Annotated in this window: 16 protein-coding genes; 11 read left to right on the plus strand and 5 right to left on the minus strand. The window is 71.8% G+C overall.

The genetic code is table 11. From position 1 onward, the window contains the following. Window position 1: 1 nt before the first annotated feature. Entirely contained in the window at window positions 2-679 is a 678-nt protein-coding gene (locus AB0J88_RS09280) for an L-ribulose-5-phosphate 4-epimerase (protein WP_364347539.1), read from the plus strand. Window positions 680-690: 11 nt separating this feature from the next. After that, window positions 691-2,202: an L-arabinose isomerase gene (gene araA / locus AB0J88_RS09285; protein ID WP_364346727.1), complete on the plus strand. Its 1,512-nt coding sequence runs from the start codon at window positions 691-693 to the stop codon at window positions 2,200-2,202. Window positions 2,203-2,238: 36 nt separating this feature from the next. Here araA and AB0J88_RS09290 read toward each other — a convergent pair whose 3' ends face one another. Then, window positions 2,239-3,057: an SDR family NAD(P)-dependent oxidoreductase gene (locus tag AB0J88_RS09290; RefSeq protein ID WP_364346725.1), complete on the minus strand. Its 819-nt coding sequence runs from the start codon at window positions 3,055-3,057 to the stop codon at window positions 2,239-2,241. Window positions 3,058-3,128: 71 nt separating this feature from the next. Between AB0J88_RS09290 and AB0J88_RS09295 the strand changes: the two genes are divergently transcribed. From AB0J88_RS09295 to AB0J88_RS09325, 7 genes are all read left to right on the plus strand, one after another. Next, window positions 3,129-4,031 (plus strand): LysR family transcriptional regulator, encoded by a 903-nt coding sequence (locus AB0J88_RS09295; RefSeq protein ID WP_364346723.1) that lies wholly within the window; start codon window positions 3,129-3,131, stop codon window positions 4,029-4,031. A gap of 82 nt (window positions 4,032-4,113) precedes the next feature. Further along, window positions 4,114-4,563, plus strand: coding sequence for a nuclear transport factor 2 family protein (locus tag AB0J88_RS09300; protein WP_364346721.1), 450 nt, complete (start codon window positions 4,114-4,116; stop codon window positions 4,561-4,563). Window positions 4,564-4,628: 65 nt separating this feature from the next. Continuing rightward, entirely contained in the window at window positions 4,629-5,528 is a 900-nt protein-coding gene (locus AB0J88_RS09305) for a zinc-binding dehydrogenase (RefSeq protein WP_364347536.1), read from the plus strand. Window positions 5,529-5,621: 93 nt separating this feature from the next. Further along, window positions 5,622-6,005: a MerR family transcriptional regulator gene (locus AB0J88_RS09310; RefSeq protein WP_364346719.1), complete on the plus strand. Its 384-nt coding sequence runs from the start codon at window positions 5,622-5,624 to the stop codon at window positions 6,003-6,005. Continuing rightward, entirely contained in the window at window positions 5,984-6,316 is a 333-nt protein-coding gene (locus AB0J88_RS09315; protein WP_364346717.1) for a thioredoxin domain-containing protein, read from the plus strand. Before AB0J88_RS09310 ends, AB0J88_RS09315 begins: the two co-directional genes overlap by 22 nt. 152 nt (window positions 6,317-6,468) lie before the next feature. Continuing rightward, window positions 6,469-8,418, plus strand: a complete 1,950-nt coding sequence (locus tag AB0J88_RS09320; protein ID WP_364346715.1) for a translation factor GTPase family protein — start codon at window positions 6,469-6,471, stop codon at window positions 8,416-8,418. Between the two features lie 65 nt (window positions 8,419-8,483). Beyond that, entirely contained in the window at window positions 8,484-8,786 is a 303-nt protein-coding gene (locus tag AB0J88_RS09325; RefSeq protein ID WP_364346713.1) for a hypothetical protein, read from the plus strand. Here the strand turns inward: AB0J88_RS09325 and AB0J88_RS09330 are convergent, their stop codons facing one another. The 4 genes from AB0J88_RS09330 to AB0J88_RS09345 all read right to left on the minus strand — a co-directional run bounded on the left by AB0J88_RS09330 (window position 8,787) and on the right by AB0J88_RS09345 (window position 13,184). Beyond that, window positions 8,787-9,320: a hypothetical protein gene (locus AB0J88_RS09330; protein WP_364346711.1), complete on the minus strand. Its 534-nt coding sequence runs from the start codon at window positions 9,318-9,320 to the stop codon at window positions 8,787-8,789. 62 nt (window positions 9,321-9,382) lie between these two features. Next, a complete protein-coding gene (gene gndA / locus AB0J88_RS09335) occupies window positions 9,383-10,837 on the minus strand; it encodes an NADP-dependent phosphogluconate dehydrogenase (RefSeq protein WP_364346709.1) in 1,455 nt (484 codons plus the stop codon). A gap of 116 nt (window positions 10,838-10,953) precedes the next feature. Continuing rightward, entirely contained in the window at window positions 10,954-12,834 is a 1,881-nt protein-coding gene (locus AB0J88_RS09340) for a 4-alpha-glucanotransferase (RefSeq protein ID WP_364346707.1), read from the minus strand. Beyond that, entirely contained in the window at window positions 12,834-13,184 is a 351-nt protein-coding gene (locus AB0J88_RS09345) for a hypothetical protein (RefSeq protein ID WP_364346705.1), read from the minus strand. The genes AB0J88_RS09340 and AB0J88_RS09345 overlap by 1 nt, the downstream gene beginning before the upstream one ends. 147 nt (window positions 13,185-13,331) lie before the next feature. Here AB0J88_RS09345 and AB0J88_RS09350 point away from each other — a divergent pair, with 147 nt between their 5' ends. After that, on the plus strand, window positions 13,332-13,823 hold the full coding sequence (locus AB0J88_RS09350; RefSeq protein WP_364346703.1) for an Asp23/Gls24 family envelope stress response protein: 492 nt from the start codon (window positions 13,332-13,334) through the stop codon (window positions 13,821-13,823). An 11-nt stretch (window positions 13,824-13,834) separates the two neighbouring features. Further along, window positions 13,835-14,140: a hypothetical protein gene (locus AB0J88_RS09355; RefSeq protein WP_364346701.1), complete on the plus strand. Its 306-nt coding sequence runs from the start codon at window positions 13,835-13,837 to the stop codon at window positions 14,138-14,140. Window position 14,141: the final 1 nt, after the last annotated feature.

The raw sequence follows: 14,141 nt of genomic DNA on the forward strand, positions 1-14,141 counted from the left end.
GATCCCCGCTCAGCGCTCGGAGAACGGCTCACACCGTGACCAGCGCACCCACGTGGCCACGCTGCACAACGAGCTGGTCCGCTACGCCCTGGTCGCCTGGACCAGCGGCAACGTCTCGGAGCGGGTGCCCGGTGAGGACCTGTTCGTGATCAAGGGCAGCGGCGTCTCGTACGACGAGCTTGCCTGGGACGGCATCACCGTGTGCGACCTGGACGGCAACGTCGTCGACGGGGTACGCGCGCCGTCCAGCGACACCGCCGCGCACGCCTACGTCTACCGGCACCTGCCGGAGGTCAACGGCGTCGTGCACACGCACAGCCCGTACGCGACCGCCTGGTCCGCCCGTGGCGAGGCGATCCCGTGCGTCATCACCGCGATGGCCGACGAGTTCGGTGGCCCGATCCCGGTCGGTCCGTTCGCCCTCATCGGCGACGACTCGATCGGCCAGGGCATCGTGGCCACCCTGGCCGGCCAGCGCTCGCCGGCCGTGCTGATGCGCAACCACGGCGTCTTCACCATCGGCGGCAGCGCCCGCGCCGCGGTGAAGGCGGCGGTGATGTGCGAGGACGTGGCCCGCACCGTGCACCTCTCCCGGCAGCTCGGCGAGCCGATCCCGATCGAGCAGGCCGACATCGACTCCCTCTACGAGCGGTACCAGAACGTCTACGGGCAGCGTTGAAAGGACAGAACGTGATCGACGACCCCTTTGCCGGCAGGGAAGTGTGGTTCCTGACCGGCAGCCAGGGCCTGTACGGCGAGGACACCCTCCGTCAGGTCGCCGAGCAGTCGCAGCGGGTGGCGGCCGCACTGGACGATTCGGCCGACCTGCCGGTGCGGGTCGTCTGGCAGCCGGTGCTGACGAGCTCCGACGCCATCCGGCAGATCATCGGCCGGGCCAACGAGCACCCGGCCTGCGTCGGCGTGATCACCTGGATGCACACGTTCTCGCCGGCCAAGATGTGGATCGCCGGCCTCGACGCCCTGCGCCGCCCCCTGCTGCACCTGCACACCCAGGCCGACGCCGCCCTGCCGTGGGCGACCATCGACATGGACTTCATGAACCTCAACCAGGCCGCGCACGGCGACCGGGAGTTCGGGTTCGCCCTGACCCGGCTGCGCGTCCCGCGGACCACGGTCGCGGGGCACGTCAGCGACCCGGTGGTGGCCGCCCGGATCGGCTCGTGGGCGCGGGCCGCGACGGGTGTGGCCGAGGCCCGCTCGCTGCGGCTGGCCCGGTTCGGCGACAACATGCGGGACGTCGCGGTGACCGAGGGCGACAAGGTCGAGGCGGAGCTGCGGGTCGGCGTGTCCGTCAACGGCTACGGCGTCAACGACCTGGTGTCCGTTGTGGACTCGGTCTCCTCCGCTGCCGTGGACGAGGTCGTGGCGTCCTACGTGGACTCCTTCGAGGTCGCGCCGGACCTGCGTCCGGGTGGTGACCGGCACGAGAGCGTGCGCTACCAGGCGCGGATCGAGGCCGGGCTGCGCTCGTTCCTGACCGAGGGCGGCTTCCGGGCCTTCACCACGAACTTCGAGGACCTGGGCGGGCTCCGCCAGCTCCCGGGGCTCGCGGTGCAGCGGCTGATGGCCGACGGCTACGGCTTCGGCGGAGAGGGCGACTGGAAGACCTCGGCCCTGCTGCGCATCCTCAAGGTGGTCGGCGCCGGCCGGCCGGGTGGCACGTCCTTCATGGAGGACTACACGTACCACTTCGGCCCCGGCACCCCGAAGATCCTGGGCGCGCACATGCTCGAGGTCTGCCCGACCATCGCCGGCGACCGCCCCCGCGTCGAGGTGCACCCGCTGTCGATCGGTGGTCGCGAGGACCCGGCCCGCCTGGTCTTCACGGCGGCCACCGGCCCGGCCGTGACGGTCGGCTGGGCGGACCTGGGCGACCGCTTCCGCTGGGTGGCCAACGACGTCGACCTGGTCGAGCCGGACGAGCCGCTGCCGAACCTGCCGGTGGCCCGCGCGGTGTGGGAGCCCCGACCGGACTTCTCCACGGCCACGGAGGGCTGGCTCACCGCCGGCGGTCCGCACCACACGGTGTTGTCGACGGCGGTGACGGCCGAGGAGGTCGGCACGCTCGCCGACCACCTGGGCATCGAGCTCGTGCACATCGAGGCCGGCACGACCCGGCGCGGCCTGGCCAAGGAGCTGCGCTGGAGCGCGGCGTACCACCGGCTGGCCCAGGGCCTCTGAGGTGAGGGGGCGCGGCCGGTGCCGCGCCCCCTCCGTTCAGATCGCCGTCGAGCGGCTGAGGTGCTCCCATTCGTCGACCTCGGCCAGCAGCGCCTGGTGATGCTCGCGCAGGCCGTCGACCGCGTCGTCGCCGAGCAGCAGCCGCAGGGGCGGGTTCGGGCTGTCCATCGCCGTCAGGATGGCCGCCACGCCTTTGACCGGGTCGTTCGGCTCCGCGTCCGCCAGTTCCCGGGTGAACCGGCGGGTCGCGCCGGCGGTCGCGTCGTACGCGGCCAGCTCCCGGGTCACGTACTTGTTGCTGTTGAACTCGGTGCGGAACGCGCCGGGCTCCACGATCATCACCCGCACGCCGAGCGGTGCGAGCTCCGTGGCCAGCGTCTCGGAGAAGCCCTCGAGGGCCCACTTGGCCGCGTGATAGGCGCCGAAGGCCGGGTACGTCTTGCGCCCGCCCAGCGAGCTCATCTGCACGATCGTGCCGCTGCCGCGCTCCCGCATGAGCGGCACGACCGCCTTGGTGACCTCGGCCGCGCCGAAGAAGACGACCTCCAACTGCTCGCGCAGCTCGGACATGGTGATCTCCTCGACGGCGCCGAGCACGAGCGAGCCAGCGTTGTTGACCAGGACGTCGATCCGGCCGTACGTGGCGAGGGTTGTCTCCACGGCGGCGGCTATGGAATCCGGGTCGGTGACGTCCAGCGCCGTGGTCGTGATCCGGCCGTGGCCGGCCAGCTCTGTCAACGCCTCCGGCCGGCGTGCCGTCGCCATCACCCGGTCGCCGGCGGCCGCGGCGGCGAGGGCGAGCTCCCGGCCGAAGCCCGAGGAACATCCGGTGATCAACCAAACTCTGTTCTGCATGCGTCGATGCTGCGGTCGCCCGGTTGGCCGCGGCCAACACCGGTTGCCTGGCGCAGCGGTAGGTTCAGGCTGTGACCCCTGATCTTCGGCAGTTCAGGTACTTCGTGGCTGTCGCCGAGGAGCTGTCGTTCACGCGGGCCGCGACCCGGCTGATGATCGCGCAGCAGTCGCTCTCGCAGCAGATCACCGCGCTGGAGCGGAACCTGGGTGCCAAACTGTTCGAACGTGACAGCCGGGGCACCAGACTGACCGAAACAGGCACGTTGTTCCTCCCGGAGGCACGCGCGGCGCTGGCCCGCGCGGACGAGGCCGTGGCCGTCGTCGCACGGGCGCGCCGCGGCGAGGTCGGCGAGCTGAGCCTCGCGTTCCTGGCGACCACCGCGAACCACCTGCTGCCGCCGATCGTCCGGGCCGCCCGGTCGCAGCTCCCGGAGGTCACGGTTCGCACGACCGAGACCGGCATCGGGCCGCTGGTGGACGGGGTGCTCGACGGCGCGTTCGACGTGGCGTTCACCCGGCCGCCGCAGGTGCCGGGGCTGGCCACGGCGACCATCGCCACCGAGCAGGTGTGCGCGGTCCTGCCGGCCGGGCATCCGCTCGCCGGCCGCGCCTCGCTCGCGCTGGCCGACCTGGCGGGGGAGCGCTGGGTGATGACGCCGCGCAGCTCGTGGGAGCCGTGGCACCGGTCGTTCGACGAGAGCTTCCGCACGGCGGGTTTCACCCCGGACGTCGTCGCCCGCGACGCCAGCGTGCAGGGCCTGCTGGGCCTGGTCGCAGCGGGGGTCGGCGTGACGAGGCTGGGCTGGTCGGCCCGCCATCTGCGCCGCACGGGCGTCGTCTTCGTGCCGTTGGCCGGCGAGCTCATGCCGACGGACATGGTGTGGCGACCCGGCAACACCGCACCGGCCCTGCACCGCCTCCGCGACGTGGTCACCGACCTGGCCGCGAGCACGGACCTCACGGAGGCCGGCTGACCGTCGGCCACAGGCTGTGCCTGGCGGCGTGTCAGGCAACGGGTGTTGGCCGGTCGAGCCCGGTCCGCCGCAAGATCGGTTCATGACCAACCACGAATCGGACCGGGCAGCTCTGCGCGACCTGGTCGACGCGTACGCCCGGCTGGCCGACCGCCGCGACCCGGCGGGGCAGGCGGCGCTGTTCACGGAGGACGCCCGGGTCACGGTCGTCATGGGCGGCGGCCCGGACGCGGGCGAGCCGGCCCAGGTCGTCGAGGGCCGGGCGGCGCTCGAGTCGGAGTTCGGCGGCCTCCGCAACTACGAGCAGACGACCCACTTCAACGGCCAGAGCACGGTCACGCTCGACGGCGGGAGCGCCACGGGCGAGACCTACTGCCTGGCCCACCACCTGTGGACCGACAACGGCCAGCGCGTGCTGATGGTCATGTCGATCCGCTACCACGACCGCTTCGTGCGCCAGGACGACCGCTGGCTCTTCGCCGAACGCCAACTGATCGTCGACTGGGTCGACCGCCGGCCCACCACGGCCTGAACCTGGCCCTACGCGAAAACGGTTTGCCCCGGTCCGCTGGCCCGACCAAGATCAATGACGTGCGGATGCTCAGTTTCGCGGGTGGCGCGGCGTCGGTCGTGGCGGTGGCCCGGCCGGAGCCGGCGGCCGGCCAGGTGTTGATCCAGGCCGAGGCGGTGGGCGCGGGAGTCGGGTTGCTCCGGTCGCTGGCCGGCGACCCCACCGGTTCACCGGGCGGCGAGGTCGTCGGCACGGTGGTCGCGGTCGGCCCGGGCGTGAGCGGATTCGCCAAGGGTGACAGGGTCGGCGGGGTGGTGTTCGCGAACGCGTACGCGGAGTTCGTCGTCGCCGACCCGCGGCTGATCAGCACGGTCCCGTCGGATGTTTCCCCGGGCGCCGCCGTGGCCGTGGTCCGCGGTGGCCTGGTGGCGCTGGCCGCGTTGCGCACCGGCCGTTTCGCCGCCGGAGAGTCACTGCTCGTCACCGCGGCCGCGAGCGGGGTCGGCCACCTCGCGGTGCAGCTGGCGCGGGCACTCGGCGCGAGCCGGGTGGTGGGGGCGGTGAGCTCACCCGACAAGTCAGACTTCGTGCACTCCTGCGGCGCCAACGCGGTCGTCACCTACGCGGACCCGTCCTGGGGCGGCCCGGTCGACCTGGTGCTGGACGGGGCGGGAGGCCCACTGGCCGCCCGCGGCATCGAGGCGCTGGCGCCGTTCGGCCGGTTGGTCGCGTTCAGCGCCGGTGGCGGCTCCGTCGACGCGGGCACGCTGCTGCCGGGGATGAAGACCGTCATGGGCCTGACGATCGGCACTCTCCACCGCACACAGCCGTCGTTGATCGAGGCCTTGCGGACGGAGCTGTGGGCACTGCTCGCCGCAGGTCGCCTCGACCCGCGGCACGTCGACGTGCCGTTCGAGGCGGCCCCCGACGCCCTCGCCCTCCTCGCGAGCCGCGCCAACCCCGGCAGGGTGGTCCTGCTGCCGTGACCGCCGCTGCGGCTGCCTATGCCGCCGACGGCGTGATGGGCGCCTCGTTGGCGGTCTTGCCTTGACGTCGGCGGCAAGGTTTAGCGTCGGGTCATGCTGATCGGGGAGTTGGCCGAGCGGGCCGGCACGAGCACCCGGGCGCTGCGCTACTACGAGACGCACGGGCTGTTGCGGGCCGCGCGTTCGGCCAACGGCTACCGCGTCTACGACGACGCGGACCTGCGGGTGGTGCGGGAGATCCGGACCTTGCTCGGGATCGGGTTCGCACTCGACGACATCCGTCCCTTCGTCGACTGCCTGCGGGCCGGGCATCCGTCCGGTGATGTCTGCCCGGACTCGGTCGCGGTGTTGCGCCGCAAGATCGCTGAGGTGGACGCCGGGATCGACCGGATGCGCGCCGTGCGGGACCGGCTCCACGCTCAGCTGACCGTCGCCATCGAGAGCCGGGAGAGCACATGCTCCAGCAGGACCTGCTAGTCACCGTCACCGACGAGACCTTCGCCGACCTCGTCCTCGCGTCACCGAGGCCGATCGTCGTCGACGTCTGGGCCGAGTGGTGCCCGCCCTGCCACGCGATCTCGCGGAGCCTGGCCGAGCTGGCCGTCGAGCTGGACGGCCGCATGACGGTGGCCACTGTGGACGCGGACGCGAATCCCGAGACCTGCCGGGCGTACGCGGTGCGCTCCCTCCCGACCCTGCTCGTCTTCAGCGCCGGCGAACTGGTCAGCGCCACCGTCGGCGCCCGTCCCAAGTCGGCGTTGCGAGACCTGCTCACCAGCCAGCTCTGAAGCCGCGCCCGCACCTCCTGCCGTAAATCCGTTGCCGGCCGCTTCACTGATGTGTTGAGGTGACATCGACTGGAAGGGGAGCTCAGAGATGCGTGCAGCTCGCGTGTTCGTTCCGATGGCCCAGACCGACGCCTTCGTTAAGGACCGCTCGCTTGCGCACGCTCAATCTCGGAATCCTCGCCCATGTCGACGCCGGTAAGACCAGCCTGACCGAGCGGCTCCTGCACGCCGCCGGTGTCATCGACCACCCAGGCAGCGTCGACGACGGCAGCACCCAGACCGACACGCTCGCGCTCGAACGCCAGCGCGGCATCACGATCAAGTCGGCGGTGGTGTCGTTCCCGATCGACGACGTCACCGTCAACCTGATCGACACGCCCGGCCACCCGGACTTCATCGCCGAGGTGGAGCGGGTTCTCGCCGTGCTCGACGGTGCGGTCCTGGTGGTCTCCGCCGTCGAGGGAGTCCAACCCCAGACGCGTGTGCTGACCCGGGCGTTGCGTCGGCTGGGCATCCCGCTGCTGGTGTTCGTCAACAAGGTCGACCGTCGGGGCGCGCGTCCGGCCGAGCTGCTCGCCGAGCTGGAGCGGCGCCTCGACCTCAGACCGCAGTCGATGGGCGCCGTCCGGGACGCCGGGACCCGCACCGCCGCGTTCGTGCCGGGCGAGTCCCGCCTGGCCGACCTGCTCGCGACCCGCGACGACGCGATCCTCGCCGCGTTCGTCGAGCACGGGGGCGTCCCCGCGCACCGACTCCGCGCCGAGCTCGCCGCCCAGACCGCCAGGACCTGGGTGCATCCCGTGTACGCGGGTTCGGCGATCACCGGCACCGGCGTACCCGAGCTGATGACCGGCATCCGCGACCTGCTCCCGGCGACGCGCGGCGACGACACCGCCCCGCCCTCCGGCACGGTGTTCAAGGTCGAACGCGGCCCGGCCGGCGAGAAGCTGGCGTACGTCCGGATATTCGACGGCACCCTCGCCGTGCGCGACCGGGTGTCCCTGCGCGGCGCCGACGGGAAGATCACTGGCATCGAGGTGTTCGAGGACGGCGCCCTGACAGCACGGGCGGTGGTGAGCGCCGGCCGGATCGCCGTCGTGCGCGGCCTGTCCGAGGTGCGGGTCGGCGACACCCTCGGCAGGCCGCGGCCGGGTGCCAGCCGCCACTTCGCGCCGCCGTCCCTGGAGACCGTCGTCGTGCCGGACCGCCCGGGCGACGCCGGCGCGCTGCACGCGGCCCTGACCGAGCTCGCGGAGCAGGACCCACTGATCAACCTGCGCCGCGACGACGTGCGCGACGAGACATCCGTGTCGCTCTACGGCGAGGTCCAGAAAGAAGTGATCGAGGCGACCCTGGCCGACGAGTACGGCCTGGCCGTCACCTTCCGCGAGTCGACCACGATCTGCGTCGAGCGGGTGGTCGGCACGGGCGCCGCCCACGAGCTCAAGCACGAGGCGCCGTTCCTGGCAACCGTCGGCCTGCGGGTCGAGCCCGGCCCGGTCGACTCCGGCGTCACGTTCCGGCTCGGTGTCGAGCTCGGGTCGATGCCGCCCGCGTTCTTCGCCGCCGTGCAGGAGTCGGTGCACGAGGTGCTGGGCGCGGGGCCGCACGGCTGGCGGGTGGTCGACTGCGTGGTGACGATGACGCACTCGGGCTACTTCGCCCGCCAGAGCCATGCCCACGGCACGTTCGACAAGAGCATGTCGAGCACAGCGGGCGACTTCCGCAACCTGACACCGCTGGTGCTGATGGCCGCGCTGCGGCAGGCCCGGACGATCGTGCACGAGCCGGTGCACCACTTCCGCCTGGAGCTGCCGGCCGACCTGCTGGGTGCGGTGCTGCCCGTGCTGGCCAAGCACCGCGCCCTGCCGACCGACACGACGACGAGCGGCCCGGTCGCGATCGTCGAGGGCGACATCCCGGCCGCCCGCGTCCACGCGGTGGAGACCCGGCTGCCGTCCATGACCCGCGGCGAGGGCGTGCTCGAGAGCGCCTTCGACCACTACGCCCCGGCGCCCTGCCCGTGGCCGGAACGCCCGCGCACGGACCACAACCCGCTGGACCGCCGCGAGTACCTGCTGCACGTACAGCGGCGCGTTTGACGCATCCGGCTGCGAAGCACGGTGGAGACCGGCTGAGATGGACCGATAGCGACAAGGAGGGCGACATGCCAACCAAGATCACTTTGATCGTCGACAACCCGGCGAACCCAGACGAGTTCGAATCGGCGTACGCGGAGGTCCGGCAGGCCGCGGCAACGCTGCCGAAGCTTCGGCGGGTCGAATCGGCCAAGGTGTGGCCGAAGGAGGACGGCACGCCCACCCCGGCGTATCGCACGCTCGACCTGTACTTCGACAGCTACGAGGACGCTTCGGCCGCGGTCGCCACCCCCGCCGCCGCCGCACTGTTCGGCGGGCTCGCGGGAACGCAGGTGACGTTCACCGGGCTGTTCTCGGACATCGAGCAGTAGCTAAGGCTTGGTCAGCTCCGCCGGCACCGGCAGGTCGACCTTGCGCAGCACCGTCGCGATGGCCTCCTCGACCCGCGTGGCGTGTTCGACCAGGTCCGCGATCGCGTAGCCGCCGAAGAGGTCGCACGGCTTGTCGAAGGTCAGCGTCGCGTCGTTGTCGGGCTGTTCGGAGATGGTCAGCCGGACCGGCAGGTACTCGATGATCGCCGGGTCGTGCTTGTAGAGGCCCTCCTCGATCACCAGGTTGTCGGCCAGGTAGGTGACCGCGCGAAGTTGGTGGCCCGCGAGCCGCATCACGGGGCTCGGGTCGAACGTCGAGATGTTGACCAGGCCGTCGCCCGCGCTGCGGTCGGAGAGGTTCTCCAGGGCCGGCCAGCCGCCGCCGCCTTTGGCCTCCGCCACCGCCGTGCCCCAGGACCAGGACGGCACGGCACGTTCCCATTGCTTGCGGAACCGGTCGTACGACCGCCCCGTGTAGATCACGAAGCGCCGGACCGGCCGGCTCAGCACCGTTACATCCTGCTCGCTCATCATCCTCGCCTCTCCCCGTCGCCGCGGCCCCAGGATGGTTGGGGCCGCGGCCGGAGGCGACACCGCTAGGCGTCGACCTCCCGCTTGTCTTCGGCCCACATCGTGTGGAAGGAGCCGTCGCGGTCGACGCGCTGGTAGGTGTGCGCGCCGAAGTTGTCACGCAGGCCCTGGATCAGCGCTGCGGGGAGCCGGGGGCGGCGCAGCGCGTCGACGTAGGCCAGCGAGGAGGAGAAGACGGGGGTCGGCACGCCGCCGCGGATCGCGGTGACGAGCACCCGGCGCCAGCTGTCGAAGCCGTTGGCGACCGCCTCGGCGAAGTACGGCGCCACGAGCAGGCTCTCGAGGTACGGGTTCTCGGCGTACACCTCGCGGATCCGGTCGAGGAACTTGGCCCGGATGATGCACCCGCCGCGCCAGATCGTCGCCATCGCGCCGGGGTCGATGCCCCAGTCGTTGTCCTGGCTGCCGGCGCGGATGTGGTCGAAGCCCTGCGCGTACGCGACGATCTTCGACGCGTAGAGCGCGTTGCGCACGTCCTCGACGAACTGCTTGCGGTCCTCGACGAGGCCGGCGATGTCGGTGTCGGCGGCCCGGCCCGCGTAGGTCTCCTGCGCCTTCTCGCGCTGCGCCACGTGGCCGGACAGCGACCGGGCGAACGTCGCCTCGGCGATGCCGGTGATCGGCACACCCAGGTCGAGCGCGCTCTGCACGGTCCAGCGGCCGGTGCCCTTCTGCTCGGCGCGGTCCATCACCACGTCGATGAACGGCTGGCCGGTCTTGCCGTCGGTGTGGGCGAGCACCTCGGCGGTGATCTGGATCAGGAACGAGTCGAGGTCGCCGCTGTTCCACTCGCGGAAGATCTCGGCGATCTCCGCCGGAGAGGCACCCAGACCCGCGCGGAGCAGGTCGTACGCCTCGGCGATGAGCTGCATGTCGGCGTACTCGATGCCGTTGTGCACCATCTTGACGAAGTGGCCGGCAGCGCCGGGACCCACGTGGACGCAGCACGGCGTGCCGTCGACCTGGGCGGCGATCTTCTCGAAGATCGGGCCGAGCTTGCGGTACGACTCGGCGGAGCCGCCGGGCATGATGCTCGGGCCGAGCAGCGCGCCCTCCTCGCCGCCGGAGACGCCGGTGCCGACGAAGTCCAGGCCCTTGGCGGCGAGGTCACGCTCGCGGCGGGCCGTGTCGACGAAGTGGGCGTTGCCCGCGTCGATCACGATGTCGTCCTTCTCCAGCAGCGGCACGAGCTCGTCGATCACGGCGTCGGTCGCCTTGCCGGCCTTGACCATGATGATGACGGCGCGCGGGCGCTTCAGCGACGCCACGAAGTCGGCCATCGACTCGCTCGGGATGAAGTCGCCCTCGTCACCGTGGTCCGCCACCAGGCTGCGGGTGCGGGCGACGCTGCGGTTGTGCAAAGCGACGCTGAACCCGTTGCGGGCCAGGTTGCGGGCGAGGTTGCGACCCATCACCGACAGGCCGGTCACGCCGATCTCGGCGCGAGCTTCCGTGCTCATCTACCCCTCCGTGCTCTTCTGTCACGCGGGCCGGCTCGTCGACGCTGACCGGTGAGCCGCCGTCCGTATTGACGCGGGTGCCCCTGTGGGGCAATAGCAAACCCTGTTTGCCCGATTTAATCCAGCCTCCGCGAAGGCCGCGCCGCGGCCAGCAGACGCGCGGTGGCGCGTACTCCCGGATGCTCCTGGATCTCCTCCCGAGACAGCGGTAACGGCAGCCGCCAGTTGGGGTACTGGTCGGTCGTGCCCGGCAGGTTGGGCTGGCGGGTCTCGCCGAGGACATCGTAGAGCGAAGCGGTGATCAAACGGGCTGGGCTGGCCGCCAGTGCGGCGTGCATCGCAGTGACGATCGAGTCGTCGTCCTCTTCGGACAGTAACCCGGCGTCACGCAGCATCGCGGTCAGTGCCCGCCGGTCGGCCCGCGCCCGCTCCCGTTCGGCCGCCTCGCCGGTGGCCAGCAGCCCGAGGCGGGCGCGGACGTCGACGTGCTCCTCGGTGAGGAAGCCCTTCGCGGTCGGCAGGTCGTGGGTCGAGACGGACGCGAGGGCGGTACGCGGCCATTGCCGAGGTGGCACGAACGCCTCGCCGTCGCGGGTGAACCAGAGCACGGTCGAGCCGAGCATGTTGCGGCCGCGCAGCGCCCTGGTCACCGACGGTTGCACGGTGCCGAGATCCTCGCCGACCACCACCGCTCCGGCCCGGTGCGCCTCGAGGGCGAGGATGCCGAACATCGCGTCGGCGTCGTACCGGACGTAGGTGCCCTCGGCCGCGCCGGCGCCCGGCGGGATCCACCACAGGCGGGACAGGCCCGCGACGTGGTCCACGCGCAGGCCGCCGCCGTGCCGGAGCAGCGCGCGGAGCATGTCCCGGTACGCGGCGTAGCCGGTCGCCGCCAGCCGGTCGGGCCGCCAGGCGGCCAGCCCCCAGTCCTGGCCGAGCTGGTTGAACGCGTCCGGTGGCGCGCCGACCCGGACGCCCTGGGCGAGCACGTCACCGAGCTCCCACCCGTCCTCGCCGCCCGGGTCGACCCCGACGGCCAGGTCGTGCACGATGCCGACCGACATGTCGCGCGCGGCGCCGGCGGCTGAGGCGAGCTGCTGGTCGCAGAGCTGCTGCAGCCAGGCGTAGAAGCCGACCCGGTGCGGGTCCGCGGTGGCGGTCGCCGGATCGCGCAGGTGCGCCGGCCAGTGTCGCCAGTCGGACCCGTGCTCCTCGGCGAGCGCGCAGTAGGTGGCGAACGCCGGCGCTTCCGGCCCCGGCCCGGGGTAGAGCAGCTCCAGGGCGGCCCGCTTGGCGGTCCAGACCGCGTCGTAGTCGATCAGGTCGGTGTCCTCCGGCCGCAGGGCGTCGACCTTGGCCTTGAGCGCCGCGTCCGCGTCGCGATACTCGGCCGTGTCGGTGACCCGGATGTAGAGGGGATTGGCGAACCGGCGGCTGGAGGGGGAGTAGGGGGAGGCCTGGACGGGGTGGTTCGGCCCGATCGCGTGCAGCGGGTTGAGCAGCACCAGACCGGCGCCGGTGCCGGCGGCCCAGCCAGCGAGCTCGCGCAGGTCACCGAGGTCACCCATGCCCCAGGAGGCGCGCGAGCGCAGGGCGTAGAGCTGGATCATCCAGCCCCAGGCCGGCGGTGGTGGCGCCAACCGGCGCGGCGCGACGACCACGGTGAGCTCCTGGTCGCCGGCGGCCAGCCGGTGCCAGCCCAACGGCAGGTCGGCGAGCTCGGTGACCTCCCGGGTCGTGCCGTCCTCGAGGGTGAGGGTGCCGGCCAGGTCGCGACGGTCGCCTTCGCGGAGCACGATCGTCGGCGGCAGCCTGCGGTCGGTGGTCGCGGCGGCCAGGGCCGCGCTGATCGCCGATGGGCTGGTCGCGTCGACGTCGAGGAGCCCGAGCACGCGCACGACGATGTCCCGGTCGACCTGGGTCCGCCGCCCGTCGGCCGCGTCGTAGGCGGTGACCACCCCGTGTGCCGCGGCCAGGCGGCGCAGGTCGCGTTCCATCAGCCGGTCACCTTGTCCAGGTGCTGCAGCAGGTCGTGCGCGGCGAGCTCGACCTCCTTGTGCTTCCACGACGACGCCCGGTAGACCACCGCGATCAGCCCGGATCGGTGCAGCCGGCGCAGGTCGCCGTAGACGAAGGCGTAGCGGGCCTTGGTCTCGCCGGCCGCGCCCTCGGTCAGCCCCAGGTGCCACTCGGCCAGCTCGGCCCACGAGTGGCGCTCGAGGTAGGAGTTCTCGTCGTCGGCCCGGGGCTGCACGACACCCCAGTCACTGTCGAGCACGTACTGCTTCGCGTCGATGAGCTGGCGCGCCTTGCGCACGGCGTCCTTGTTGAGCGAATACCTGGCCATGCGGCCATGTTCCCCGAACGACGCGACAGCATGCCCCACCCACGCCGGGCGGACTAAACCCTTGCGTGAGGGTTTAGCAGCAATGATTACGGTAAGTCAGGTGTCATTGCACAAGCTGTGTTCAATCCTCACGAACGGGACGTAGTGATGACGCAGACTGCCAGCAGGATGGACCAGCGGTCCGACACCCAACAGCACCTCCGCGGCGGCGGCCACGACGGTGGCAAGATCACCGTTGCCGACGGCGTGGTTCAGAAGATCGCCGGGATGGCCGCCCGGGAAGTGTCCGGCGTGTACGCCATGGGCAGCGGCGCGGCCCGCACGATGGGCGCGGTGAAGGATGTCATGCCCGGGACGGCCTCGAGCGTCTCGCAGGGCGTCGGGGTCGAGGTGGGCGAGAACGAGGCCGCCGTCGATCTCGACATCGTGGTGGAGTACGGCGTGTCGGCCAACGAGCTGGGCAAGGGCATCCAGCGCAACGTGAAGACGTCGATCGAGCGGATGACCGGGCTTGACGTCGTCGAGGTGAACGTCAACATCAACGACGTGCACCTGCCGGACGACGGCGGCTCTTCGAGCGGGAGCGGGACCTTCACCTCCAGTGACAGCTCGAGCAGCGGTCAGACCCGGGTGTCATGACGGCGGCGCCCATGGCGGATGCCGACGCCACGGTCGACGGTGTCGACATCGACCGGGTCGCGGCCGCCGCGGAGGACTGCCCGGCCGTCGACGCGCTCGTCGAGGGTCCGCCGGCGATGGCGGCGACGTATCTTCCCCGGCGCCGGGTCACCGGGATCCGGATCGAAGACGACGTCGTGACCGTCCAGGTGCGGCTCCGATGGGGGTCGACGGTCGGGCAGCTGGCCCAACAGGTCTGGTCGGCGGTCCGGCCACTGGCCGGGCGGCACCGGGTCGACATCGTGGTCGCGGACATCGCGGAGCCCACGGGGAGTTGAG

The sequence above is a fragment of the Asanoa sp. NPDC049475 genome (assembly GCF_040676915.1).
Lineage (GTDB): Bacteria > Actinomycetota > Actinomycetes > Mycobacteriales > Micromonosporaceae > Asanoa.

Coding starts and splice junctions, on each gene's coding strand:
- AB0J88_RS09345 (WP_364346705.1), bottom strand. CDS start 13,184: ATGGCCAGGTATTCGCTCAACAAGGACGCCGTGCGCAAGGCGCGCCAG.
- AB0J88_RS09315 (WP_364346717.1), top strand. CDS start 5,984: ATGCTCCAGCAGGACCTGCTAGTCACCGTCACCGACGAGACCTTCGCC.
- AB0J88_RS09350 (WP_364346703.1), top strand. CDS start 13,332: ATGACGCAGACTGCCAGCAGGATGGACCAGCGGTCCGACACCCAACAG.
- AB0J88_RS09355 (WP_364346701.1), top strand. CDS start 13,835: ATGGCGGATGCCGACGCCACGGTCGACGGTGTCGACATCGACCGGGTC.
- AB0J88_RS09305 (WP_364347536.1), top strand. CDS start 4,629: ATGCTCAGTTTCGCGGGTGGCGCGGCGTCGGTCGTGGCGGTGGCCCGG.
- AB0J88_RS09290 (WP_364346725.1), bottom strand. CDS start 3,057: ATGCAGAACAGAGTTTGGTTGATCACCGGATGTTCCTCGGGCTTCGGC.
- gndA (WP_364346709.1), bottom strand. CDS start 10,837: ATGAGCACGGAAGCTCGCGCCGAGATCGGCGTGACCGGCCTGTCGGTG.
- AB0J88_RS09340 (WP_364346707.1), bottom strand. CDS start 12,834: ATGGAACGCGACCTGCGCCGCCTGGCCGCGGCACACGGGGTGGTCACC.
- AB0J88_RS09310 (WP_364346719.1), top strand. CDS start 5,622: ATGCTGATCGGGGAGTTGGCCGAGCGGGCCGGCACGAGCACCCGGGCG.
- AB0J88_RS09300 (WP_364346721.1), top strand. CDS start 4,114: ATGACCAACCACGAATCGGACCGGGCAGCTCTGCGCGACCTGGTCGAC.
- AB0J88_RS09325 (WP_364346713.1), top strand. CDS start 8,484: ATGCCAACCAAGATCACTTTGATCGTCGACAACCCGGCGAACCCAGAC.
- AB0J88_RS09330 (WP_364346711.1), bottom strand. CDS start 9,320: ATGATGAGCGAGCAGGATGTAACGGTGCTGAGCCGGCCGGTCCGGCGC.